At 62.5% G+C, this 23,781-nt stretch carries 20 protein-coding genes, 1 other RNA gene and 1 pseudogene; 14 read left to right on the forward strand and 8 right to left on the reverse strand.

Translation table 11 applies throughout. From position 1 onward, the window contains the following. Positions 1–12: 12 nt before the first annotated feature. Positions 13–357: a phasin family protein gene (locus tag N554_RS0133180; RefSeq protein ID WP_029587376.1), complete on the reverse strand. Its 345-nt coding sequence runs from the start codon at positions 355–357 to the stop codon at positions 13–15. Positions 358–980: 623 nt separating this feature from the next. Between N554_RS0133180 and N554_RS0133185 the strand changes: the two genes are divergently transcribed. From N554_RS0133185 to N554_RS0133195, 3 genes are read left to right on the forward strand one after another with little or no spacing between them, the layout of a single operon-like run. Continuing rightward, the gene (locus N554_RS0133185; protein WP_029587377.1) at positions 981–1,337 is read left to right on the forward strand and encodes a DUF6152 family protein; all 357 of its coding nucleotides are present in this window, start codon (positions 981–983) and stop codon (positions 1,335–1,337) included. Positions 1,338–1,343: 6 nt separating this feature from the next. Next, complete coding sequence (locus N554_RS0133190) at positions 1,344–1,832, forward strand: hypothetical protein (protein ID WP_197033828.1); 489 nt, start codon at positions 1,344–1,346, stop codon at positions 1,830–1,832. Between the two features lie 14 nt (positions 1,833–1,846). Further along, complete coding sequence (locus tag N554_RS0133195) at positions 1,847–2,422, forward strand: histidine phosphatase family protein (RefSeq protein WP_029587379.1); 576 nt, start codon at positions 1,847–1,849, stop codon at positions 2,420–2,422. Between the two features lie 159 nt (positions 2,423–2,581). On the opposite strand, the gene N554_RS0133200 is transcribed toward N554_RS0133195, so the two are convergent. The 3 genes from N554_RS0133200 to N554_RS0133220 form a co-directional block, all read right to left on the reverse strand. Then, complete coding sequence (locus N554_RS0133200; protein ID WP_371259550.1) at positions 2,582–4,102, reverse strand: multicopper oxidase family protein; 1,521 nt, start codon at positions 4,100–4,102, stop codon at positions 2,582–2,584. A 522-nt stretch (positions 4,103–4,624) separates the two neighbouring features. Further along, positions 4,625–5,515 carry a cation diffusion facilitator family transporter gene (locus N554_RS0133210; protein WP_029587382.1) on the reverse strand — a complete coding sequence of 297 codons (891 nt, stop codon included), beginning with the start codon at positions 5,513–5,515 and terminating at the stop codon, positions 4,625–4,627. Between the two features lie 908 nt (positions 5,516–6,423). Then, on the reverse strand, positions 6,424–8,331 hold the full coding sequence (locus N554_RS0133220; protein WP_036054942.1) for a potassium transporter Kup: 1,908 nt from the start codon (positions 8,329–8,331) through the stop codon (positions 6,424–6,426). 103 nt (positions 8,332–8,434) lie between these two features. Between N554_RS0133220 and N554_RS39320 the strand changes: the two are divergent. Beyond that, a pseudogene (locus tag N554_RS39320) lies at positions 8,435–8,626 on the forward strand (ligase); the annotation flags it as partial. Between the two features lie 7 nt (positions 8,627–8,633). On the opposite strand, the gene N554_RS0133230 reads toward N554_RS39320, so the two are convergent. Both N554_RS0133230 and rnpB read right to left on the reverse strand, forming a co-directional pair. Further along, a complete protein-coding gene (locus N554_RS0133230) occupies positions 8,634–9,530 on the reverse strand; it encodes a DMT family transporter (RefSeq protein ID WP_029587384.1) in 897 nt (298 codons plus the stop codon). A 205-nt stretch (positions 9,531–9,735) separates the two neighbouring features. Beyond that, positions 9,736–10,187, reverse strand: an RNA gene (gene rnpB, locus N554_RS37700) — RNase P RNA component class A. A gap of 247 nt (positions 10,188–10,434) precedes the next feature. Between rnpB and N554_RS0133235 the strand changes: the two genes are divergently transcribed. Both N554_RS0133235 and N554_RS0133240 read left to right on the forward strand, forming a co-directional pair. Next, positions 10,435–10,785 (forward strand): YciI family protein, encoded by a 351-nt coding sequence (locus N554_RS0133235; protein WP_029587385.1) that lies wholly within the window; start codon positions 10,435–10,437, stop codon positions 10,783–10,785. A 68-nt stretch (positions 10,786–10,853) separates the two neighbouring features. Then, complete coding sequence (locus N554_RS0133240) at positions 10,854–12,098, forward strand: RNA polymerase sigma factor (protein ID WP_029587386.1); 1,245 nt, start codon at positions 10,854–10,856, stop codon at positions 12,096–12,098. A 106-nt stretch (positions 12,099–12,204) separates the two neighbouring features. Here the strand turns inward: N554_RS0133240 and N554_RS0133245 are convergent, their stop codons facing one another. Next, positions 12,205–12,984, reverse strand: a complete 780-nt coding sequence (locus N554_RS0133245; RefSeq protein WP_036054982.1) for an N-acetylmuramoyl-L-alanine amidase — start codon at positions 12,982–12,984, stop codon at positions 12,205–12,207. 347 nt (positions 12,985–13,331) lie between these two features. Continuing rightward, a complete protein-coding gene (locus N554_RS40670; RefSeq protein WP_156042246.1) occupies positions 13,332–13,541 on the reverse strand; it encodes a hypothetical protein in 210 nt (69 codons plus the stop codon). A gap of 58 nt (positions 13,542–13,599) precedes the next feature. On the opposite strand from N554_RS40670, the gene rsmH reads away from it, so the two are divergent. The 8 genes from rsmH (at position 13,600) to ftsW (ending at position 23,741) form a co-directional block, all read left to right on the forward strand. After that, entirely contained in the window at positions 13,600–14,595 is a 996-nt protein-coding gene (gene rsmH, locus N554_RS0133250) for a 16S rRNA (cytosine(1402)-N(4))-methyltransferase RsmH (protein WP_029587388.1), read from the forward strand. 2 nt (positions 14,596–14,597) lie between these two features. Beyond that, positions 14,598–14,990 carry a cell division protein FtsL gene (locus N554_RS0133255; protein ID WP_029587389.1) on the forward strand — a complete coding sequence of 131 codons (393 nt, stop codon included), beginning with the start codon at positions 14,598–14,600 and terminating at the stop codon, positions 14,988–14,990. After that, positions 14,987–16,735, forward strand: coding sequence for a peptidoglycan D,D-transpeptidase FtsI family protein (locus N554_RS0133260; RefSeq protein WP_029587390.1), 1,749 nt, complete (start codon positions 14,987–14,989; stop codon positions 16,733–16,735). The genes N554_RS0133255 and N554_RS0133260 overlap by 4 nt, the downstream gene beginning before the upstream one ends. Positions 16,736–16,771: 36 nt before the next feature. Then, positions 16,772–18,232 carry a UDP-N-acetylmuramoyl-L-alanyl-D-glutamate--2,6-diaminopimelate ligase gene (locus N554_RS0133265; RefSeq protein WP_029587391.1) on the forward strand — a complete coding sequence of 487 codons (1,461 nt, stop codon included), beginning with the start codon at positions 16,772–16,774 and terminating at the stop codon, positions 18,230–18,232. Further along, positions 18,229–19,668 (forward strand): UDP-N-acetylmuramoylalanyl-D-glutamyl-2,6-diaminopimelate--D-alanyl-D-alanine ligase, encoded by a 1,440-nt coding sequence (locus N554_RS0133270; protein ID WP_029587392.1) that lies wholly within the window; start codon positions 18,229–18,231, stop codon positions 19,666–19,668. The genes N554_RS0133265 and N554_RS0133270 overlap by 4 nt, the downstream gene beginning before the upstream one ends. A gap of 10 nt (positions 19,669–19,678) precedes the next feature. Beyond that, the gene (gene mraY, locus N554_RS0133275; RefSeq protein WP_029587393.1) at positions 19,679–20,785 is read left to right on the forward strand and encodes a phospho-N-acetylmuramoyl-pentapeptide-transferase; all 1,107 of its coding nucleotides are present in this window, start codon (positions 19,679–19,681) and stop codon (positions 20,783–20,785) included. 107 nt (positions 20,786–20,892) lie between these two features. Beyond that, positions 20,893–22,293 carry a UDP-N-acetylmuramoyl-L-alanine--D-glutamate ligase gene (murD, locus tag N554_RS0133280; protein ID WP_029587394.1) on the forward strand — a complete coding sequence of 467 codons (1,401 nt, stop codon included), beginning with the start codon at positions 20,893–20,895 and terminating at the stop codon, positions 22,291–22,293. A 296-nt stretch (positions 22,294–22,589) separates the two neighbouring features. After that, positions 22,590–23,741, forward strand: coding sequence for a putative lipid II flippase FtsW (ftsW, locus tag N554_RS0133285; RefSeq protein ID WP_029587395.1), 1,152 nt, complete (start codon positions 22,590–22,592; stop codon positions 23,739–23,741). Positions 23,742–23,781: the final 40 nt, after the last annotated feature.

Here is a 23,781-nt window from a genome sequence, read left to right on the forward strand (position 1 = left end):
AAAAGGCAGACCTCAAAACTTGCCTTTTGACGCATCCTTCGCAGATGACATGATGTCGCTGGTGATCTGTTGCATATGCTGCGCAGCATTTGTGAACTGGCTCTTCAAAAATTCCGATTGGATTTGCATTGCTTTTTGAAGGTCTCTTGCCTGAACCAGTTGCCGCGCATGGTCGAACCCAGCCTTCATATTCTGTTCGGTGAGCGACAGCGCGTGCCTGGAAATTTCCGCGCCGGGACTTCGGAACGACGCCATCGATTTCTTTGCGGCGTCAAAAAACATACCCATTGCCTTTTCCGCCTGATCGATCGTTTGTGCTGCCAAATCACGCACCGCGTCGGGTACTTGCATCGTCATCTTCAGGCCTACAGCGGTCTTCTCCATCGGGCTGGTGAACGGCGTTTCGCCTGCCGATAATTCAACGCTCTTCGAAGACTCCTCCATTTTCGAAGGCTGCTCTATTTTCGAAGGCTGCTCTATTTCGCGTGGCGGTACGACCTCCTTCGAAGTTTTTTTGCTTGTGGTTTTCGTTGCGGAACGCGCTGGCTGCTTGTTTTCGCGCATTGGAAAAGCCTCATGGTTGGAAACCGATATTCTAGCCGCACGGCGGCTATGCCGGCTCAATAGGCTGCGGACGATGAGACGACGCAGTGCATAGCGGCACTGGTCGCCGAACTAGAGCAAAGCTGCACGAGATAGACGAACGCGCCCCCAGTCGTCTTATCCACGGCCGGAATAAATTGAGTTGGGGGCAAATTTGAGACTAAGAATTGGAAAGATAGGACAGCCGTAGTGCCATACCGGGTAATGGGCCAGGGTAGTGATGCGCGACGACTGATGCTGCCAAGCGTCTCCCGCATATAGCGCTTTCTCCGCCGCGCTGGGGGCCTGCGTAGCCGAGGTCATTTGAACGGTCGCGCAAACCGCGCTATTAGTCCGGCGTGGATCGGTGTTGTTCTTCATATTGCCGGAAGCAGCTTATGACATCAGTCACCCGTCGTTTGTTCCTGTCGCTGGCGGCTGCCTTTGCTCCGGGCGCGGCGATCGCCCATCACGGCTGGGGCGGATACGACACGTCCAAGTCGTTCACCGTCACCGGCAAGATCCTGAAATCGACCTACGAGAATCCGCACTGCGAGATCGAGATGGAGGTCGCCGGCAAGCACTGGCACTTCGTCCTGGCGCCGCCTTCGCGCATGGAGCGACGCGGCATCACGCCGGACCTCATCGCGGCTGGCAAGACCTGCACCGTGTTCGGCTATCCCCATACCAGCAATCCGGACGAGGCGCGGATCGAATACGTCATTCTCGACGGCAAACGCATCGAACTGCGGTAGACCGGAGTGGAACCTCAGCCGGTTGCGCCGATCTTCCTGGCCTTGCAGGAAAGCGCGCTGGGTCATGTGATGCGCAGCTCACCCGCGCTTTATCCCGCGGTCGAGATCCTGCACATCCTCGGCTTTGTTGTGCTGGTGGGATCGATCCTGGCGCTCGATTTGAGGTTGCTCGGATTGGGGCGCGCGATTCCGATCCAGCCGATGGCGCAATTGCTGCTGCCTTTGTCGCGCTTCGGTTTTCTGCTCGCGATCAGCATGGGATTGCTGTTGTTCAGCGCCGATGCGGCGCATGTCGTGCGTAATCCTGCGTTCCAGACCAAGCTGCTGCTGATCGCGGCGGCGCTGGTCAACATCGTGATCGCGCATGCCGGCCCGTGGCGGGGTGTTGCGCTCTGGCGCGCCGAAGCGTCCGGCGGCGCGAAAGTCACGGCGCTGGTGTCGCTTCTGCTGTGGCCCGGCGCCGTCTGCGCCGGGCGCCTGATCGCGTATTTTTAACCGGGTCCGCCGCCATGTGCCGCATCCGCTTCGCCATCTTCGCAATCCTCCTCGGCTTCTGCACCGCGGCGGACATCGCCGGCGCCGGCGAGGCCGAGGCCTGGACCGCGCTGCACGCAGGCCGGCATGTCGCCCTGATGCGCCATGCCGATGCGCCGGGTGGCGCCGGCGACCCGCCGGGCTTCCGGGTCGATGACTGCGCCACTCAGCGCAATCTCAGCGCCAAGGGACGCGCGGACGCCGCAAAGGTCGGCGCGCGGCTCAGGTCGGAAGGGATTGCGGTCGAAAGAATTCTTAGCTCGCCGTGGTGCCGCTGCATGGACACGGCAACGCTGTTGGAGCTGGGACCGGTCGAAGCCGAGCCGACATTTGGCAATGTGGTCGTGCTGAGGGATCAACGAGAGTCCCTGATCGCCGGCGCACGCGCGGTCATCGACAAATGGACCGGGCGCGGAATCCTTCTTGTCGTGACGCACGGTGCAAACATTGGGGCTCTCACGGGCATCTCGCCGGCGAGCGGCGAGATCGTCGTGGTCCGCAAGGGAAGCGGCGGCAGCAGCGAACCTGTCGGTCGCCTGCTTCTTGATTGACGCGTAACGCCAGTCTGTCCCGGCGTAATCCGCCACATGCGGCGTCTAGCGGCGCAGGTGCAAAGGGGCGGTGTCATTCGATTGTACGCAGCACGGCTGTTGCATGGCGCGATGCTCATAAAATCGATTTGAAGATTAGTGGAGCGACGCTCCCCGAGCTTAGATGATCGCGGGGTAGCGAACCTCGGTCATCATGCCGGTCATCATGTGGTAGAGGTTGTGGCAGTGAAACGCCCACCGGCCCGGATTGTCGGCATCAAAGGCGATGGTGACGCTGCCCATCGGGGGCACCAGAACGGTATCTCGCACGGCACCTGCGAGCGAGGCGCCATTTATCGCGACTACCTGGAAAGCATGGCCATGAAGGTGCATCGGATGCGCCATCATCGAGTGGTTCACCATCTCGATCGCCACGCGCTGACCGTGGGCGATCATCAGCGGCTTCACGTTGGGCCAATATTCTCCGTTCATCGACCAGGCGTACGGTGCCATGGAGCCCGCGAGGATCACGCGGTGTGTCACATCTGGCACGCGCGGCGCCAGGGGAGTGACTGCCGCAAGACGACGTTCAAGCGAAAGATCGACAGGCGGCGCAATTTCCCCCGCCTCTCCGCCAAGGCGTGAGACCGGTGCACCGGGCGCGGCGAGCACAATTCCAGTGCGCGCCCCCTTGCCTTCGACCTGGGCAACAATCGGATAGCTCCCGTTCCCCGGAATATTGATCAGCACGTCGAGCCGCTGGGCCATGGCGAGCGGGAGACGGGCGCCGCGCACCGGGCGAACAGGGTGGCCGTCGACGGCGACCACGGTGCCGCTGAGCGCACCGAGATCGATCCAGAACTGTGTCGACGACGCGCCGTTGATCAACCGCAGCCGGACCCGCCCGCCCGGTTCTATGCGGATGACCGCCGGATCGGCGAGCGTGCGATCGTTGGCGAGGAATGCGTCGAAGTCGACGTCGTTCAGGTCCATCGCCGTGCCAAAGCCCATGTTCATGGCGCCCATGTTCCCTGAACTCATGGCACCCATGCTCGCAGAGCCCATTTTCATTTCGCTCATGCCGGCTTTCGGCATCGCGCTCTGACCGCCATTGGATTTGGTCAGTCCAGCGAGCAACTCCTCCGGCGTTTGGAAGCTGAAATCATGCAGCATCAGCACCACTTCTTGCCGGTCGGCGCGCGTATCCTCGGCGTTGTGCACGATCAGCGGCGCGGTCATCAGGCTCTGTTCCTGCATGCCCACATGGGAATGCATCCAGTAGGTGCCGGCGATCGGCGCATAGTCGTAGGAGCGAGTTTCACCCGCCGGGAGTGGCGGCGTTTGCGGCCATGGAAAGCCATCCTGCTTCCAGGGCGGCAACTGACCGTGCCAGTGCACGAGGGTGGATGTGCCCGCCTGATTGACTAGATCGACGTGAAAGCGCTCGCCGGGCGAGAGTGCGATGCCAGGTTTTCCGTTCGGCCCGATGAGGCCGAATACTCTCGCCGGTTTGCCGTTGACGGCGAGGGTTCTGGTGCCGGCAATCAGGCGAAGCTTCGCGGTGCGCCTTTCGGGCGCGGCAGTCGCCGGCGTTGTCGGCAGGAAGGGGATCGTGCCGGCCAAGGCAACGCCCGACGCAAGGATCTGCCGGCGGGTGAGGAGTGCAGGCCTATCATTTTCCCTCATTGCAGGGCACCCCATTCCGCGGAGACCAGCCACCAGTTCAACTCGATGCTGGTACGGAGCTGCTGCTTGTTTTGCGTTTCGCTGCCGGACCTATCGGACAGCGGCGGCCGAGACCGCACCTCACACCTATAAATGGATGCTGTCGGATCAATTAAAATCATCTTTAGGGTCGCCCTTCGCATCCGGCGCGTCGGAAGAAATCGCAACCGCCGTCACGCCGCGTTTGGCGAACTCGGGCAGCTTGACCTCTAGCTCGCGCAGTTACGTGCGACGGATCGGGCAGTGAAGGCTGCGGTCGAAGACGATAAACGTGAAACGCTCCGGCCGTTCGGTCATGAAGCCGAAACGACCTCCGGCTACGAGCGAAAGGTGAGCGGCGGAACGGGCCGGCGCGGAACCAGTGGCGTTATGTCTATGATGATTAGGTCCAGTGGCTCACATCCGTACGACGCATTGGAGATGGTGAGGACAGCCGCGGGTTTGAATGCAGATTGCTTCACTGCCGGGTGAGCGTCGTGGTGACACAATCACCGCGCCTTAGAGAACCGGTATGCCGGATAACTGTTTGGCCTTCTCTTCCGGTTCCACATGAATGTTGATTGCGGCATGCTCAATGGCTTTGTGCAAGGCAGCTTCGAGCCGATCGCAGAGCGCGTGACATTCTGAGACGCTCATTGAACCGGGAACAACCAAATGGAAATCGACGAAGGTCACCCGTCCGGCTTGGCGTGTGCGAAGGTCATGAGCCTCAAGAGCCCCTTCAGCATGCGCGGAGATCAGTTTGCGGACTCGATCCAAAATTTCTGGGGGAGCCGCCTCGTCCATGAGGCCACCAATGGACTCACGCACTAACTTCCAGCCGGACCACAGGATGTTTATCGCGACGAATGCGGCGAGCGCCGAATCAAGCTGTAGCCAGCCGGTCACTGCCACGAGACCGACGCCGATAAGAACGCCGCCCGAAGTAACGACGTCAGTCCAGAGATGGCTCGCGTCAGCAACGAGTGCGGGAGAGCGCCAGCGGCGTCCGTAACGAAACAGAACGATGCACCACACAGCATTGATGGCGCTTGCGGCAGCGTTGATCATCAATCCCTCGAATGGCGCATCAAGTGGCTTCGGTGCGAGAAACCCGTAATAGGCTTCGCGCAGGATGGCGAAAGCGGCCACGACAATGAGGACGCCTTCCAGTACGGCCGAGAGATATTCGGCCTTGTGATGCCCATATGGATGATTAGCATCCGGCGGAATCGCGCTGAGGCGAACAGCGAAAAAGGCCGCGACAGCTGTCGCAACATTGATGATGCTCTCCAGCGCATCGGAATAGAGCGCGATGCTGCCCGTCAGAACGTACGCAAGATACTTGAGACCAAGGACCAGGACGCCGACAGCAATACTTCCAAGTGCGAGCCTAAGCGTCCTATCCATAAATCTTCCGCGGTACTTCAAAAAAAGCCAATGACGAGCGCCGATGCTTGCTGTCGAAACGGGAGATAGCGAACACAAATCGATGCAGCAACCGCCATGTTTGCTATTGAAACCCACTCGCATCTGGTGGCCCAGATCCACGGCTACGCCGAATTGCGAGGTTATCGCTCCATCAATGGCGCACGGTGCAAACATTGGGGCTCTCACGGGCATCTCGCCGGCGAGCGGCGAGATCGTCGTGGTCCGAAAGGGAAGCGGCGGCGGCAGCGAACCTGTCGGTCGCCTGCTTCTTGATTGACGCGCAACGCCAGTCTGTCCCCCTTCTTCAAATCCGAACACGCATTGGACTCATTGAGTACCGGCGACAGCACGATCGCCTCGATGTCTTGCCGGCCGCGATCACGTCGTGCGCACAATTGGCAATGTTCACGCCGGACATCATCAAGAGCGGGAATAGGCCGCGTAACGATGCCCCCACAGCACCTACATGTTTCGAGGCTGGCGTAGCGACCCCGATAGGGACAGTCTCGGAGACCGACGACCACAACGTCCGCAAATAAAATAAGTAATGGTTAGCGGTCATTCCGTTTGCCGCACAGCCCACAATGACCCAGCTGCGAGCGTGGTGGCGCCCAGCAGGGGGTGCGCCGGGTGAACGTGAAGCGTGCATTCATGACGTCCTCCTGTTCGCATCAGTGCGGCCCTCGATCTCACGGGCCGCATTCGCGGGAGGGGTGACGAGCGGCCGGCCCGAAAGTCCGGGTGGTTATCTCATCGCAGAGTTTTGGGCCTGAGCCTCGAGGGAGAGTTCCAGGAAGACGCTTGCCGTGTCGAGGGTCCAAGCAAGGCCAACTTCATTGCCTGGCAATGAACGCCGATCGGTCGTCCGATCGTTTTCGCCAAAGCTCTCAAATCTCGATTTCGGTGCCAAATTCCACCACTTGTTTCGCGGGCACCCCGAAGAAGGTTGCGGAGCCTTTGGCGTTGTGTTGCAGAAATACGAAGAGAGTCTCGCGCCATACTGCCATGCCCACGACCTCATCACTCGGGATGATCGTCTCGCGGCCGACGTAGTAAGTGATATTTGCGGGATCAATGCCGCATAATTTTCCTTGATTGCAGGCGGCTTGCAATCCTGCTGCGATCGTAGGGTTTTCCATAAAGCCGAAGTGGAGAATGACGCGTGTAATACCCCTCATCACTTCAATCACATCCACCCGACCCTCGTCGGTGATACGCGGCGTCTCCTCGATAACGACAGTGAGGAGTATAATACGCTCGTGCATCACGTGATTGTGCCGGATGAATTGCGTCAGCGCGAGTGGCACGCCCTTGGGCGCGGATGCAAGGAACACAGCGGTACCGGGTAGGCGCGCCTGGCATCCGCTGGTAGCGGTCTCGATCAGGTCTTCTTCCGGCTGACGCAACTTGCGGCGGGCTCCCTCGACCAGCTTGGCACCGCTCCGCCAGGTCAGCATCACGAATGCAACCGCGCCCGCGAGCACAAGCGGAAACCAGCCGCCCTCAAGCAGTTTGGTCGAATTCGCGGCGAAGAAGATGCAGTCGATGATAAAGAAGAAACCGTTGACCGGGATGACGACGATCGGATGGTAGCCCCATTGCAGCGCGACCAATGCCGCGAGCAGTGTTGTGATCGCCATCAAAAGCGACACCGCGATGCCATAGGCGCCCGCGAGCGCATCGGATGTGCCGAAACCGATCACGGCTCCCAAGGTTGTCACCGCAAGCAGCCAGTTCACAACTGGCACATAGATCTGGCCGATCGTGTGACTGGTCGTGTGCCAAATCTGCATGCGCGGCAGGAAGCCGAGCTGGATCGCCTGCTGCGTCAGTGAAAACACGCCTGAGATAATCGCCTGCGAGGCGATCACGGTGGCCACGGTCGCAAACGCGACGAGCGGGTAGTGCAGCCAATCGGGCGCGAGCTGATAGAACGGATTGTCGAGCGCGCTGGCATCAGTAACAAGCAGCGCAGCCTGTCCGAAATAGTTGAGGACGAGGGCGGGAAGTGCCACCGCGAACCATGCGAGCCGGATCGGCACCCGGCCGAAATGGCCCATGTCGGCATACATCGCTTCGCCGCCGGTCACCGCGAGAAAGGCGGCGCCCAGGACGGCGAAACTGATGTGGAAATCCCCGTGGATCAGAAAATCGAAAGCGTAAAGCGGGCTCACGGCAACGAGCACCCCGGGCGCCTGCACTATACCGTGGATGCCGAGCAGTGCGAGCACCAGGAACCAGGCGAGCATCACCGGCCCGAAGATATTGCCGATGAAGCCCGTGCCTTTCCGTTGCATGACGAAAAGCCCGATCAGGATGATGACGGTGAGTGGCACTACGGCGGGCGCCAGCGACGGCGCATCGACCTTCAGGCCTTCAAGGGCGCTGAGCACGGAGATGGCCGGCGTGATGGCGCCGTCGCCATAGAGCAGCGCCGCGCCGACAAGGCCGACGATCAGGAGTTGCGCACGCCATGTTCCGGGCCGCGCATTCCTGGCAGAGAGCAGCGCCAGCAACGCAACGATCCCGCCTTCACCGCGGTTGTTGGCGCGCATAATAAGCAGCGCATATTTGACTGAAATAATCAGGATCAGCGCCCAGAGGATCAGCGACACCACCCCGAGGATCGCCTCAGGGACGAGCGGCCCGCCATGGGCGGCCGCCTTGGCCGCTTCCTTCAGGGCATAAAGAGGACTTGTGCCGATGTCGCCATAGACGACGCCGAACGCGCCCAGTGTGGCGACAATCGGAAGACCTTTGGTGTGTGCCGCTTCAGCTGGGTGAGGAACAGTCATTGTTTCCCCCGATCAGCATTTTCGCTGCACAGTCTGCATCCGGCCGACGCGAATTGCTAGCGGCGATGTCGGGTGATCTGCGGGTTGACCATCATTACGTCCGGGTCTGGCGAACTGGATTGGACTGCTGGTCGTTGTGCAAAATGTCTTCACCTCGCTGTTCAATTCGCATCTGTTCGATTTTCACGAAGGCTGGATGTATGTGCTGGGAGTGGGCGTCGCCGGCGGCATGACGCTGCGAAGGCGGCATGATGCTCCGCTTCAAGGCGTTGCTGCGGAAGATCGGATACGCTGATCGACCGCTAAGCGACCATGGTTTTCTGCCCGCGCGTGCGCGTGCTGATCGCCACCGTCGCGACCACGGCTGCGGCGAATAGCAGGATCTGCAGCGTAATCGTCTCATCGTTGAACAAGGCTGCGAGCGCGAATGTAACGAACGGCTGCAGCAGAAGCACCTGCGAGACGCGCGCGATGCCGCCGATTGCCATGCCGGCATTCCAGGCGAAGAATGCGATCCATTGCGAAAACAGCGCGACATAAAGCACCGCGAGCCACGGCTTCAAGGCGATCTGCGTCAGGTCTGCCGGCATGGTCAGCGCGGCCGCGGGCAGCGAGATCGGCAATGCCATCACCAGCACCCAACTGATGACTTCCCATCCCGGCATCTGCGCGGTGAGCCGTCCGGAGAAAGTATAGCCGACCGCAGATGCGGTGATGGCTCCAAACAGAAGCAGGTCGCCGGCCGAGAGCGCACCGCCGCCCTGACGCAGCGCGAATATAATGACCAGCGCCGCGCCGGCGACGGACGCGATCCAGAACAGCGGTTTCGGCCGTTCATGGGTAATGACGACAGCGACCAGCGCGGTCGCGATGGGCAGGATCCCCAGCACCACGCCGCCATGCGACGCGTCGACGGTCTGCACCGCGAGCGCCATCAGGAACGGAAACAGGATGGTCACGCATATCATCGCGATCGCCAGGTGCGGCCACAGCCGGCGCGGCGGAAGCGGCCGGCGCAAGGCGATCAGGAGCACCAGCGCACAGAGCCCGGGGATCGCCCCGCGCAGCGCGGTCAGCGCCAGCGGATCGATCGCCGACACCGCGATGCGCGTCGCCGGCAGCGTGCCGCCGAAGATGACCATGCCGATGAAGCCCAGCAACAGACCGAGATGTTCGCGTGCAAATGTGGGGGAGGACATGATGCGAGACGTAGCGAGTTTGCCCGCTCGCGTACAGCGTTCGCGAGTTCCGCATGGCGGCCATGCGTGTTTTCGTCCGACCGGAATGACTGCCACAAATTGGCGAGGGGTCCGGCGCGTTACGCCGAACCCCTCGTTTCTAGTAAGACGCGTTTTCTTTATGCGAACTGGAACACCACTTCGCTTGAAAACGCTTTCGCGCAAAGATATCAGCCAGCCTGTAAGCCGGGTTCTGTAGGGCACCGCCTGCTTGCGGCAAGCGGTACGTGACGGCCATTCCTCTGGGACAACGTTTGCACGTTGCCTCGAGCAACCTACCCGGACGGCGAGCCTGACATCGCCCTGCGGTGCTATCGCCTTTCAGCGAACGCCCCGCGTTGCCGTCCCTATTCGGTCTTGCTCCCGGTGTGGTTTGCCATGCCGGCTCCGTTGCCGGACCCGCGGTGCGCTCTTACCGCACCTTTTCACCCTTGCCGCCCCTCCTTAGTGCCTTCCCGCAAGCGGGGAGGGTAGGGTGGGGAGGCGGTTCGTTCTCTGTGGCACTGTCCCTGGGGTCGCCCCCGCCGGACGTTATCCGGCACCGTATGTCGATGGAGCCCGGACTTTCCTCTCCAGCCACCTTTCGGTGATTGCCGGAGCGGCCGTCCGGCCGACTGACAGCCCTGTGATGGGGACTTAAGGCCGTCGCGTCAAGCCGACACAACGTTTTTCCGCGAAGTGGTTAGCGGTTCGCCTGAAGAAAACCCGTCAAAACAAAAGTTGGAGCCTTGATTCTGATCATCAGGACCGGGGTTCTGGAACCGACTCCAGCCCGGCAAAATAAACTATCCTGAAGGTGTCGTTTTGCGGTTGGCCCGTTCGACTGGATGCCGGCGATTAAGCCGATCAAACAGGAGTTATCGAGATGCAATATTTGCTGATGATCTATCTGAACGAAGCCGAGTTCGGCAAAATGGACGCCGCGACGAGCAAAAGGCTGACGGAGGAATACGGCGCGTTCACCCAGTCCATCATCCAGAGCGGCAATTTCAAGGCCGGCGACGCATTGCAGCCGACAACGACCGCGACCACCGTGCGCGTTCGCGACGGCAAGACCTTGACGACGGATGGTCCGTTCGCTGAGACGCGCGAGCAACTCGCCGGCTACTATCTGGTCGAAGCCAGGGATCTCGACGCCGCACTCGCCATAGCCGCGCGCATTCCCGGCGCGAGGACGGGTTCGATCGAGATCAGGGCGATCAAGGTTTATGATTGACAGCCATTGCCGTCATTCCGGGTTCGACGCTTTGCGTCGTCCCGGAATGACAATCGATGAATGACCGCATGACACCTGTCGAAATCGAAAAGCTGTTCCGTGACGAGGCGGGCCGGGCGCTGGCCACGCTGATCCGCCTCGTCGGCGATTTCGATCTCGCGGAGGACGCGTTGCAGGACGCGTTTGCGGTGGCGCTGGAACGTTGGCCCGCTGCCGTGCCGCCAGGCAATCCGCGGGCGTGGCTGGTCAATGTCGGCCGCAACAAGGCGATCGACCGGGTGCGCCGGCAAATCGCCTTTCGCGGCAAGCAAGCCGAATTGACGCATGCGCTGCTGCTCGACGCACCGGCCGCTTGCGAGCCCGTCGATAACATGGCGCTCGACGACGACATGCTGCGGCTGATTTTCATCTGCTGCCATCCGTCCTTCGCCGCCGAGGTTCAGGTCGCGCTGACGCTGCGCACGGTCTGCGGGCTCTCCACCGCGCAGGTCGCGCGCGCCTTTCTGGTCGGCGAGGAAGCGATGGCGCAGCGCCTGGTCCGCGCCAAGCAGAAGATCCGGCTCGCCGGAATCCCTTACGAGGTGCCGGAACGCGAAGCCTTGGCGCCGCGGCTGCGCGGCGTACTCGCGGTGATCTATCTCGTCTTCACCGAAGGCTACGCGGCAACCGCCGGCGAGGAACTGATGCGGCCGGACCTCGCGCGCGAGGCGATCCGGCTTGGCCGTCTGCTCGACGCGCTGATGCCCGGGCGCGGCGAGGTCAAGGGACTGCTGGCCCTGATGCTGCTGCACGACGCGCGCCGCGCCGGGCGCGAGACCGCGGGCGGGGACATCGTGCTGCTGGAAGAGCAGGATCGCGCGCAGTGGGACCATGGCCAGATATCGGAAGGTCTGAAACTGGTCGAAGAGAGCTTGCGGTTGCCGGGCCGGCCGCAATCCTACACGGTGCAGGCGGCGATCGCCGCCCTGCACGCGCGAGCGCCGAGTTACCGCGATACCGATTGGCCACAGATCGCCGGGCTCTATGAAGTGCTGCTGCGGATCGGCCCATCGCCAGTGATCGAACTCAATCACGCCGCTGTTGTATCGATGGTGGACGGACCGGCCCGCGCGCTCGATCTGATCGACGCGCTGGAAGCCCGCGGCGGCCTTGATGGTTACGAGTTGATGCCGGCAGTGCGCGCCGATCTGCTGCGCAGGCTCGGCCGGCGCGAGGCGGCGCGCGAAGCCTATCTCGCCGCGACCGCTGCCACACAATTGCAGCCGCTGCGCCGGCTTTACGCCCGACGATTGGCGGAGATGGATGGGGAGTGACCTGCATCGGCTCTTTCGTCATTGCGAGCGCAGCGAAGCAATCCAACTTCCGCAACAGGCAAAGATGGATTGCTTCGCTTCGCTCGCAATGACGGCTGAATAGCTGCTACTTCGCCGCAACCATGGCCTCGGCCGGAAGCGCGGCCAGCAGTGACTGCAGAGTGGTCAGCGTCGAATGATCGGCGATGCCGTCGACGCGCGCCGGGCGGAAGTGGCGCTGGAACGCGGTGACGGCATCCATGGTCGGCCCGTCATATTTCCCGTTGACCAGGACGCCGTAGCCGTATTTCGCCAGCGCCTGCTGCAGGTCGCGAACCTCGTCGCTGATGATGCCGAGCTTGAGGCTTTGGCCGCGCACGATCGGCGCCGGCTGCACCCAATGGCCGACGCCGGAATTGGCCAACGAATGCCACGGGAATTTCTCGCCGGGGTCTTTCTTGCGCGATGGCGCGACGTCCGAATGCCCGAGCACGCGATGGGGCGGCACCTTGCGGCGGAGCATGATGCCCCGGCACAGCGCAATCACGGCGGCGATCTGGCGCAGCGGAAAGTCCGGATAGCCCCAGTCATGGCCGCGGTTGGCGATCTCGACGCCGATCGAGCAGGAATTGATGTCTTCTTCGCCGGCCCAGGACGCTACCCCGGCATGCCAGGCGCGCTTGGTTTCCGGGACGCACTGCACGATGCGGCCGTCTTCCAGCACGATGTAGTGCGCGGAAACGTCGGTGCCCGCGGTGCATAGCTGTGCGATCGCGCCTTCCACATCCGGCATGCCGGTGTAGTGCAGCACGATCATATCCGGCAAACGGCCCTTGTTCCGATCGCCGTAATTCGCCGACGGGATGACATCGGATGCAATCGATGAATCAGGGATGAATGTCTGCATATCCGCGTTTGCCCTGGGGAGCGGGATGGCGCGCCGCTTCGAATCATACCCAACAAATGCGAACGGACCGAACGGCATAGGACGGCTCAAACCGGGCAGGAGAACGGCAACACTGCGTTGGCAACACGAAGCTCGTTTACTATTCCTTTACGATACCCTCGGCGCAATGCGAGAGCCGGCCGCGGCCTCGCATTTTCACCGATTGTGGGCGGGGAGCATCACTTGCCAATCGATTTGATGTGCCTGAACCTAGCCGGGAGGGCACGGGGGCCCCGGAACTCGGCGCAGCTTCCCCCAAAGCCAATGTATTAATTCCATCAACGCTTTCTTAACGCTAACTGCCGTTACTAAGTGGTGAAGAGCCGAACCGGTTTGAGGGACGGCCAACGCCCTCTTTCACGCTCGAAATCCCATGGCAGCCCAGCAAATTCCATCGGGAAATCAGGGTTTGCGAGTTGGGGGCGCGGGATCGGCAATCGTGCCTCGCCAAGGCTTTGTGACCGGAACAGGCTTTTCGAGGCGAAAAGCCCGGCGAAGCGCAGATATTTGAGGCGCAATGGGCCCGCTCTCCTCCAATTTCCGTTTCCCTCGCCGGATCCTGCCCGGAGCCGGGGCATGAATTCGGCCGCCCAACGCCATGTTCCCGTCCTGGGCCGCCAGGCCATCGAGATGCTTAAGCCGCGCGACGGCGGCAGCTATATCGACGCCACCTTTGGGGGCGGCGGCTACAGCCGGGCCATCCTGGAGACCGCCGGAACCCGCGTCGTCGGCATCGACCGCGACCGATCGGCGATAATGGCCGGGTTCGATCTCGTCGATCGGTCGGGCGGCCGGCTGATTCTGGTGGAGGACCGGTTTTCGAATCTCGCCGAGATTTGCGCGGCCCAAGGCATCTCCGCGGCCGACGGCGTCGTGATGGACGTCGGTGTGTCCTCGATGCAACTCGACCAGGCCGACCGTGGCTTCTCGTTTCGCCTCGGCGGTCCGCTCGACATGCGGATGGGCCATGACGGCCCGACCGCGGCGGATGTGATCGCGAAGGCGTCCGAGGCCGATCTCGCCAACATCATCTACATTTTCGGCGAGGAGCGTCATTCGCGAGCCGTCGCCCGCGCCATCGTCGCCGCGCGCAAGGAAGCGCCAATCGCGACCACGCGGGCGCTGGCCGATATTGTCGCCAAAGTGGTGCGCTCGAAGCCCGGTGAAATTCACCCGGCGACGCGGACGTTTCAGGCGTTGCGGATCTTCGTCAACGAAGAACTCGATGAACTGCATCTGGCGCTGTCCGCCGCCGAGCGCGTGTTGAAGCCGGGCGGCCGGCTGGTGGCGGTGTCGTTTCATTCGCTGGAAGACCGCATCGTCAAGAATTTCCTGGTCGAACGCAGCAAGGCCGGCGGCGGATCGCGGCATCTGCCAGAGGTCGCACAGGCGGCGCCAAGCTTTCACATTTTGACCAAGCGTCCGGTCACGCCTGATGACGCCGAGACAACGGCCAATCCGCGCGCGCGCTCGGCGAAGCTGCGTGCGGCCGAGCGCACGGAAGCGCCTGCGCACCGCGCTGCGGCCTTGCCGGCATGGCCGACGCTCGCTGACGTGATGAGGGGAGGCTGATCATGCGGATCATCCATCTCCTCGTGATCGGTGCCTTGGTGTTCGCGGCCGCCTACGTCTATCGGATCAAGATGGAATCCACTTCCCGCACCGAGAGGGTGCTGCGGCTGCATGCGGAAATTCGCGAGCAGCGCGATGCCATCGCGGTGCTGCGGGCGGAATGGGCAAAACTCGATGCGCCGCTGCGGCTGCAGGGTCTCGCCGACCGCCATCTGGCCCTCAAACCGCTCAACGCCACGCAATATGATTCCTTGAAGAACCTGCCCGAACGGCCGCCGAGCTTGGTCAAATCGGGCGATCCCGACCCGATCGGGGCAATGATCGAGGCCATCGATTCCGTTGCCGGTTCCGCGACAGTCACCGGTTCGGTGCCGGCGCCGGAGGATCAGCCATGAGCGGTCAGGCGCCTAAGGCTGTCAGGCCTGCGGAACCATGGCGGCAGCGGCTGATCCGCAGCCTGCTGTATGGGCGCAATGTCGATCGTGCCGCGAAAGCGCGCGCCCGCGTCGGTTTTGCGATCCTGGCATTTGCGGCGATCTATGCGGTGATCGCCGGGCGGCTGGTCATGTTTGGCATTGGCGCCGACAGTCACGCCGCGCGCCGGACCGCGGTGCAGGACGCCATCGCTACCTCCCGGCCGGATATCGTCGACCGCAATGGCGAAGTGCTTGCCACCGACGTCAAGTCGCCCAGCCTGTTCGGCGAGCCGCGCCGGATCATCGACAAGGATGAAGCGATCGAGCTTTTGACCGCAACGCTGCCGGACTTCGATACCGCCGAAGTGCGCGAACGGCTGTCGTCGAAGAAAGGCTTCGTCTGGCTGAAGCGCGAAATCACGCCGAAGCAGCAACAGGAAATTCACCGCCTCGGCATTCCCGGCATCGGCTTCCTGCGCGAGAACAGGCGCGTTTATCCGACCGGCAACGAGGTCGCCCATCTGATCGGCCTGGTCAACATCGACAACCAGGGCATCGCCGGGATGGAGAAATGGCTCGACAATAACGGCCTCGCCGATCTGCACCGCGCCGGCTTTGCAACCGATCGTCTGCAGCGGCCGGTGGAATTGTCGATCGACCTGCGCGTCGAGCACGCGCTGCGCGACGAACTGCTCAAGGCCAAGGAAAAATACAAGGCTAAGGCGGCCTCCGGCCTCGTCTCCAACGTCAAGACCGGCGAGATCGTCGCGATGGTATCGCTGCCCGACTTCGATCCGAATAATCCGAAAGAGGCGCACGATCCCGATCGCATCAATCGGCTGACCACCGGCGTTTACGAAATGGGCTCGACATTCAAGGCGCTGACGCTGGCGATGGCGCTTGATTCCGGCAAGGCCAATCTCGGCACCATGTACGACGCCCGTGGCGCGCTGCGTCACGGAAAATTTGCCATTCACGACACCCATCCGCTGGGCCGGTCTATCTCACTGTCGGAAGTATTTACGTTCTCCTCGAATGTCGGCGCGGCGCGCATCGCCTTGGCGCAGGGCGTCGAAGCGCACAAGGCGTTCCTGCGCAAGTTGGGTCAGCTCGATCGGCTGCGCACCGAATTGCCGGAAAGCACTTCGCCGATCGTGCCGAAGCGCTGGAGCGAACTCAACACCATCACCATTGCGTTCGGCCACGGTCTTTCGGTCGCGCCGCTGCAGGCGGTGATGGGCATCAACGCGGTCATCAACGGCGGCTATCTGATCCCGCCGACATTCCTCAAGCGGTCCGAAGGGGAAGCCAAAGCGCTGGCAAAGAAAGTGCTCAAGTCAGAAACCAGCGAGAAGATGCGCTATCTGATGCGGCTCAACGCCGAGATCGGAACCGCCAAGCAGGCTGACGTGAAGGGCTATTATATCGGCGGCAAAACCGGCACCTCGGAGAAGGTGGTCAATGGCCGCTATTCCAAGAAGCAGGTGCTGAACTCGTTTACCGCGATCGTTCCGGCCGACAATCCGCAATTCCAGCTCCTGGTGATGCTGGACGAGCCGAAGGCGCTGCCCGAAACCCACGGCTATATCACTTCAGGCTGGAATGCGGTCCCGACCGGCGGCAAGGTGATCGCTCGAATCGCGCCGCTGCTGGGCATCGAGCCGCGCTTCGATCTGCCGCCGTCCGAGCGCCTTATTCTTGCGGCATCGAAGACAACCCAGTAAGGCGTAAACATCACGCGCCGGCCGAACTGGAAGACAATGAAACTTCGCGAACTGTTCAGCGATGACGCCACGATCGACCCGCAGGCGGAAGCGGTTGTGATCACTGGCCTTGCCGCGGACAGTCGGATGGTCAAGCCGGGCCACCTGTTCTTTGCGCTCGCCGGCAGCAAGACCGATGGCGCGCGCTTCATCGATTCGGCGATTTCCACCGGCGCTGCCGCAATCGCGGGCGATCATCCGCCGCAAGGCAATTCGCGCGTGCCGTTCGTCGTCACGCCCAATCCACGCCGCGCGCTGGCGCTCGCCGCGGCGAAATTTTATTCGCGGCAACCTCAAACCATCGCCGCCGTGACCGGCACCAGCGGCAAGACCTCGGTCGCCGCCTTCACGCGGCAGATCTGGCAGCGGCTCGGTCACGCGTCGGCCAGTATCGGCACCATTGGGCTGGTGTCGCAGAAGCGCAACGTCTACGGCTCACTGACGACGCCGGATCCGATTGAGCTGCATCGGCAGCTCGACGAGATTGCGCGCGATGGCGTTACGCACCTGGCATTCGAGGCGTCGTCGCACGGGCTCGATCAGTATCGGCTGGACGGCGTGCGCATCGCGGCCGGCGGCTTCACCAATCTCTCGCGCGACCACATGGACTACCATCCTGATGTCGCGCACTACTTTGGCGCCAAGCTGCGGCTGTTCCGCGATCTGGTCGCAGCCGATGGCGCGGCGATCATTTCAGCCGATCATGATTGCTCGCAGGCCGTGATCGAGGCTGCGCGCGCGCGGGGCTTGCGGATCCTCGCGGTCGGCGGCAAGGGCGATGGTGCAGGCGAGGGGATTCGCCTGATCGCGGCCGACATCGACGGCTTTGCGCAAAAACTGAACCTCGAACATCGCGGGCACCAGCACGCAATCCGGCTGCCGCTGGTCGGCGAATTCCAGATCGAGAATGCGCTGGTAGCCGCCGGCCTCGCGATCGGCACCGGCAGTGAGTCGAAAGCCGTTTTTGCGGCCCTCGAACATCTCGAAGGCGCGAAGGGCCGGCTGGAGCGGGTTGCGGAGCGCAACGGCGCGCCGATTTTCGTCGACTACGCACACAAGCCTGACGCACTGGCGAAGGCGCTGCAGGCGCTGCGGCCTTACGCCAGGGGCAAGCTCGTCGTGGTGTTCGGCGCCGGCGGCGACCGCGATGCCGGAAAGCGTGCTTTGATGGGGGCGATTGCCAGCGAAAATGCCGACAGCGTCATCGTCACCGACGACAATCCGCGCAGCGAAAATCCCGACCTGATTCGCGCCGCGATCCTGAGCGCTGCGAAGGGCGCAAAGGACATCGGCGATCGCGCCGACGCCATCCGCACTGCGATTGCCGGTCTGCAGCCCGGCGATGCGCTGCTGATTGCCGGCAAGGGCCACGAGACCGGACAGATTGTCGGTGACCGCGTGCTGCCGTTCAGCGATCACGACGCGGTTGCCGCCGCACTTGCGCCGAGGGTCGCATGAGTGCGGCCCCGCTGTGGACCCTTCACGCGATGGCGGAAGCCATGCGCGCGTCGATCCAGGGCGCGTTGCCGGAAGCGGTTACCGGTCTTTCCATCGACAGCCGCACCATTGCGCCGGGAGAGGCTTACTTTGCGATCAAGGGCGATGTTCACGATGGGCATGATTTCGTCGACGCGGCGTTGAAGGCCGGCGCCGCGCTGGCGGTGGTTGAGGCCCCGCAGCGCGAGAAGTTCGCATCCGACGCGCCGTTGTTGATTGTGGACGACGTGCTCGCCGGTCTGGTCGAACTCGCGCGCGCCGCCCGCGCGCGTCTGAGCGCGCAGGTGATCGCGGTGACCGGTTCGGTCGGCAAGACATCAACCAAAGAGGCGTTGCGGCGCGTGTTGGGCGCACAGGGCGAGACCCATGCTTCTGCCGCGTCCTTCAACAATCACTGGGGCGTGCCGCTGTCGCTGGCGCGATGCCCGGCGACGGCGCGTTTTGCGATCTTCGAGATCGGCATGAATCACGCGGGCGAAATCGAGCCGCTGGTCAAGATGGTGCGGCCGCACGCGGCTATCATCACCACGATCGAACCCGTGCATCTGGAGTTCTTTGCCGGCATCGAGGCGATTGCCGACGCCAAAGCGGAGATTTTTGCAGGCATCGAGCCCGGCGGCGCGGTGGTGCTCAACCGCGACAATTCGCAATTTGACCGTTTAACAGAACGCGCCAAAAATCTCGGCATCTCCCGTATCGTCTCGTTCGGCTCGGACAAGAAATCCGATGCGCGGCTGCTCGATATCTCACTGCACGCCACCTGCTCGGCCGTGCACGCCAATATCCTCGGCAACGATGTTACTTATAAACTCGGCATGCCCGGCCGTCACATGGCGATGAACTCGCTGGCGGTATTGGCCGCCGCATCGCTGGTCGGTGCCGACCTTGCGCGGGCGGCGCTGTCGCTGTCGCAGATCGAATCGACGGCAGGTCGCGGTGCCCGCCGTGCGCTGGAGGTCGCCAACGGCGAGGCCACATTGATCGATGAAAGCTATAACGCCAATCCGGCCTCGATGGCGGCGGCTCTCAACGTGCTCGGCCAGGCCGCAGTCGGCCCGCGCGGCCGCCGCATCGCGATACTCGGCGACATGCTCGAACTCGGCCCAACGGCCCCCGCACTGCATCGCGGGCTGATCGACGCCATCAGGTCCAACCACATCGATCTCGTTTATTGTTGTGGTCCGCTGATGCGTAACTTGTGGGACGCTCTTTCCACGGGTAAACGGGGCGGGTATGCGGAGAGCGCGGCGGCTCTCGAAGCGCAGGCGGTTGCTGCCATACGTGCCGGCGACGCGATCATGATCAAGGGATCGCTCGGCTCGAAGATGAAAACGATTGTCAATGCGCTCGAAAAGCGCTTTCCCGGCGGGACCGCGCTCGACGAAGCCGCGGTATAGGGCGGATTGAATGTTTTATTGGCTGATTGATCTTTCCAACACCGTTCCCGGCATGGGCGTGTTCCGCACGTTTTTGAACGTGTTTCGCTACATCACCTTTCGCACCGGCGGCGCGATGGTGACCGGTGCATTGTTCGTTTTCCTGTTCGGCCCCTGGATTATCGATCACCTCCGGCTTCGCCAGGGCAAGGGTCAGCCGATCCGCACCGACGGCCCGCAATCGCATCTCCTCACCAAAAAGGGTACGCCGACCATGGGCGGCCTGATGATCCTTTCAGGATTGGTGGTCGCGACGGTGCTGTGGGCCAATCCGCTCAATCCCTACGTCTGGATCGTGCTCGCGGTGACACTGGGCTTTGGCTTCGTCGGCTTCTACGACGACTACCTGAAGGTGACCAAGCAGACCCATAGCGGCTTCGCGGGAAAAATCCGGCTCGCTATCGAGGCCGTTATCGCGCTCGCCGCGTGCTACGCGCTGGTACGGCTCGGACGCGACCCGTTCTCAACCTCTTTGGTGATTCCGTTTTTCAAGGACGTGGCGCTGAATTTCGGCTGGTTCTTCGTGTTCTTCGGCGCGTTTATCATTGTCGGCGCCGGCAACGCCGTAAATCTGACCGACGGTCTCGATGGTCTCGCCATCGTGCCTGTCATGATCGCGGCGGCGAGTTTTGGCATGATCTCCTATCTTGCCGGCAACGCTGTATTCTCGGACTACTTGCAGCTCAACTACGTCGCCGGCACTGGCGAGCTCGCGGTATTATGCGGCGCAGTGCTGGGTGCGGGACTGGGATTCCTCTGGTTCAATGCGCCGCCGGCGTCGATCTTCATGGGCGATACCGGCTCGCTCGCACTCGGCGGCATGCTGGGTTCGATCGCGGTCGCGGTCAAACATGAGATCGTGCTCGCCGTGATTGGCGGACTGTTCGTGCTGGAAGCGGTCTCGGTGATCGTCCAGGTCGCGTCCTTCAAGCTCACCGGCAAGCGCATCTTCCGGATGGCGCCGATCCATCATCATTTCGAGCAACTGGGCTGGACTGAGCCGCAAATCGTGATCCGGTTCTGGATCATCTCGGTGATGCTGGCGCTGGCCGGCCTCTCCACGCTGAAGCTGCGGTGAGTGTTTTGTATCCTCTCAGTCGTCATTCCGGAGGCCGCGAAGCGGCAATACGGAATCTCGAGATTCCGGGTTCGTGCTTCGCACGCCCCGGAATGACGTGCTGAATCATGATCCCCGTCACCTCGTTTGCGGGCAAGACGGTTGCGGTGTTTGGGCTCGGCGGCTCGGGCCTTGCGAGCTGTCACGCCCTGAAGGCGGGCGGGGCGGAAGTGATCGCCAGCGACGACGGCCTCGACAAGCTTGCCGAAGCCGCGCAAGCCGGGTTCATCACGGCAGATTTGCGAACGGTGTCTTGGGCGAATTTCGCGGCGCTGGTGCTCACGCCCGGCGCGCCGCTCACCCATCCGGCTCCGCACTGGAGCGTGCTGGCCGCACGCGAGGCCGGTATTGAGGTGATCGGCGATATCGAATTGTTTTGCCGGGAGCGGCGGCGTCATGCGCCGGACGCGCCATTCGTCGCCATCACCGGCACCAACGGCAAATCGACCACGACCGCCCTGATCGCGCATATGATGCGCGTCGCCGGTTACGACACCCAGATGGGCGGCAACATCGGCACCGCGATCCTGTCGCTGGAGCCGCCGCGGATGGGGCGGGTCCACGTCATCGAGATGTCGTCGTATCAAATTGACTTATCTCCCTCGCTCGATCCTTCCGTCGGCATCCTGCTCAACGTCAGCGAAGACCACATCGATCGCCATGGCACGCTCGAACATTATGCCGCCGTAAAGGAGCGGCTGGTCGCCGGCGTGCAGCCGCAGGGCACTGCGATCGTCGGCGTCGATGACGGCTGGAGCCGGAACACCGCCGACCGGATCGAGCAGGCGGGCCGACGCGTGGTCAGAGTCTCGGTGAAAAATCCGCTGCCGGCCGGCATTTATGTCGAGCGTGAAATCATCTGGCGCGCCTCCGGCGGCGCGCGCAGCGAGATTGCGCGGATCGGCGGCATCGGTTCGCTGCGCGGTCTGCACAACGCGCAGAATGCCGCCTGCGCTGCGGCGTGTGCGCTGGCGCTCGGGATATCCTCTGAAACTTTGCAGAACGGCCTGCGCAGCTTTCCTGGGCTGGCGCATCGCATGGAACAGGTCGGCCGCCGCGGTAATGTGCTGTTCGTCAACGATTCCAAGGGAACCAATGCGGATGCGGCCGCGCATGCGCTGTCGTCTTTCGCCGATATTTTCTGGATTGCCGGCGGCAAGCCGAAACTCGGCGGCATCACGGGCCTGTCAGAATATTTCCCGCGCATCCGCAAGGCCTATCTGATCGGCGAGGCCGCGCAGGAATTTTCGGGCACGCTCGGCGACCGCGTGCCGCACGAGATCTCGGAAACGCTCGAGGTTGCCGTGACCAATGCAGCGCGCGACGCGGAAGCCTCGGGGTTGGCCGATCCGGTGGTGCTGCTGTCGCCGGCTTGCGCCTCGTTCGACCAGTACCGCAATTTTGAAATCCGCGGCGCCCGCTTTCGCGACCTCGTCACCGCGCTATCAGGCGTCAAGCCAGTGGTGTGACGGCGCACGGCCGCCTCACTTGCAGCCTCCTCACTTACAGCCGCCTCACTTACAACTGTCGTCGCCCGCGAAGGCGGGCGATCCAGTATTCCAGAGCCAGCGCGGCTCGATCGGTAGGCTGCGGCATACTGGATACCCGCTTTCGCGGGTATGACGACTTTTTATGCTGCAACGCGCTGTGCAGCATCCGCGGAACGAAGCCGCTGCCCACCTCGCTCAAAACATTTCCAATTCGTTAACCCTTCGGAAACCATCATGGGCGACCAATGGGCAAACCTCCGCCTTTGGGGACGCCCATGATCTCCCGTGAAGAACGCACCCCCTTGAGCGAGTGGTGGTGGACGGTTGACCGTCCACTGCTCGCGGCGATCATCGCGCTGATGGTGGGCGGCATCATTTTTTCGCTGGCGGCCAGTCCGCCGGTGGCGACGCGGATCGGGCTCGATCCGTTCCACTTCTTCAATCGCCACCTGTTGTTTCTGTTGCCCTCCTTCATCGTGCTGATCGGCGTGTCGTTCCTCTCGCCCCGGCAGATTCGCCGCAGCGCGTTGATCGTGTTCGCGCTCAGCATCGCGCTGATCGTGGCGACGCTCTTGATCGGTCCCGAGGTCAAGGGCGCGCGGCGCTGGATCACCCTGATCGGCATCAACATCCAGGCGTCGGAATCCGCCAAGCCCGCCTTCGTGGTGATCGCGGCGTGGCTGTTCGCGGAATCGGCGCGGCGGCCGGAAATGCCGGCGACGTCGATGGCGCTGGTGCTGTTGATGCTGCTGGTAACACTCCTGGTGATGGAACCTGATTTCGGCCAGACCATGCTGATCCTGATGGTATGGGGGGCCTTGTTCTTTATCGCCGGGATGCGGATGATCTGGGTGTTGGGGCTCGCGGGCGCCGCCGGCGCCGGGCTGTTCGGGGCTTATCTTTTGGTTCCACATGTCGCAGGCCGTATCAGGCGGTTTATGAATCCGGCCTCGGGAGATACCTTCCAGGTCGATACCGCCATGGAGGCATTCTTCAATGGCGGCTGGTTCGGACTTGGGCCCGGCGAAGGCATCGCCAAGCGCAGCCTGCCGGACAGCCACACGGACTTTGTGTTCGCGGTCGCTGCTGAGGAATTCGGAATCATTCTTTGCCTGGCGCTGCTCGCGCTGTTCGCCTTCGTCGTGATCCGCTCGCTGGCGCGCGCCTATTCCACCGAGGATATGTTCACGCGCTTTGCCGCGTCGGGTTTGGCGATCTTGTTCGGCGTGCAGGCAGCGATCAACATGTCGGTCAATCTGCAGCTGATACCGGCCAAGGGCATGACGCTGCCGTTCATCTCCTACGGCGGCTCGTCGATGATTTCTCTGGCCTATAGCGTCGGTATGATGCTGGCGCTGACGCGGCAGCGGCCGCGCACTGAGATGGAATCGATCGGCGACGCCAACGCCGTGCGCAGCTATGCTTGATCCTGGCTAGCTTGACCTTGGCTAGGCTTGACCTCGCGGC

This window comes from Bradyrhizobium sp. URHD0069 (assembly GCF_000701345.1).
In the GTDB taxonomy this organism is placed as follows: Bacteria; Pseudomonadota; Alphaproteobacteria; order Rhizobiales; family Xanthobacteraceae; genus Bradyrhizobium.

Coding starts and splice junctions, on each gene's coding strand:
- N554_RS0133180 (WP_029587376.1), bottom strand. CDS start 357: ATGACGATGCAAGTACCCGACGCGGTGCGTGATTTGGCAGCACAAACG.
- N554_RS0133185 (WP_029587377.1), top strand. CDS start 981: ATGACATCAGTCACCCGTCGTTTGTTCCTGTCGCTGGCGGCTGCCTTT.
- N554_RS0133195 (WP_029587379.1), top strand. CDS start 1,847: ATGTGCCGCATCCGCTTCGCCATCTTCGCAATCCTCCTCGGCTTCTGC.
- N554_RS0133200 (WP_371259550.1), bottom strand. CDS start 4,102: ATGGGGTGCCCTGCAATGAGGGAAAATGATAGGCCTGCACTCCTCACC.
- N554_RS0133210 (WP_029587382.1), bottom strand. CDS start 5,515: ATGGATAGGACGCTTAGGCTCGCACTTGGAAGTATTGCTGTCGGCGTC.
- N554_RS0133220 (WP_036054942.1), bottom strand. CDS start 8,331: ATGACTGTTCCTCACCCAGCTGAAGCGGCACACACCAAAGGTCTTCCG.
- N554_RS0133230 (WP_029587384.1), bottom strand. CDS start 9,530: ATGTCCTCCCCCACATTTGCACGCGAACATCTCGGTCTGTTGCTGGGC.
- N554_RS0133235 (WP_029587385.1), top strand. CDS start 10,435: ATGCAATATTTGCTGATGATCTATCTGAACGAAGCCGAGTTCGGCAAA.
- N554_RS0133240 (WP_029587386.1), top strand. CDS start 10,854: ATGACACCTGTCGAAATCGAAAAGCTGTTCCGTGACGAGGCGGGCCGG.
- N554_RS0133245 (WP_036054982.1), bottom strand. CDS start 12,984: ATGCAGACATTCATCCCTGATTCATCGATTGCATCCGATGTCATCCCG.
- rsmH (WP_029587388.1), top strand. CDS start 13,600: ATGAATTCGGCCGCCCAACGCCATGTTCCCGTCCTGGGCCGCCAGGCC.
- N554_RS0133255 (WP_029587389.1), top strand. CDS start 14,598: ATGCGGATCATCCATCTCCTCGTGATCGGTGCCTTGGTGTTCGCGGCC.
- N554_RS0133260 (WP_029587390.1), top strand. CDS start 14,987: ATGAGCGGTCAGGCGCCTAAGGCTGTCAGGCCTGCGGAACCATGGCGG.
- N554_RS0133265 (WP_029587391.1), top strand. CDS start 16,772: ATGAAACTTCGCGAACTGTTCAGCGATGACGCCACGATCGACCCGCAG.
- N554_RS0133270 (WP_029587392.1), top strand. CDS start 18,229: ATGAGTGCGGCCCCGCTGTGGACCCTTCACGCGATGGCGGAAGCCATG.
- mraY (WP_029587393.1), top strand. CDS start 19,679: ATGTTTTATTGGCTGATTGATCTTTCCAACACCGTTCCCGGCATGGGC.
- murD (WP_029587394.1), top strand. CDS start 20,893: ATGATCCCCGTCACCTCGTTTGCGGGCAAGACGGTTGCGGTGTTTGGG.
- ftsW (WP_029587395.1), top strand. CDS start 22,590: ATGATCTCCCGTGAAGAACGCACCCCCTTGAGCGAGTGGTGGTGGACG.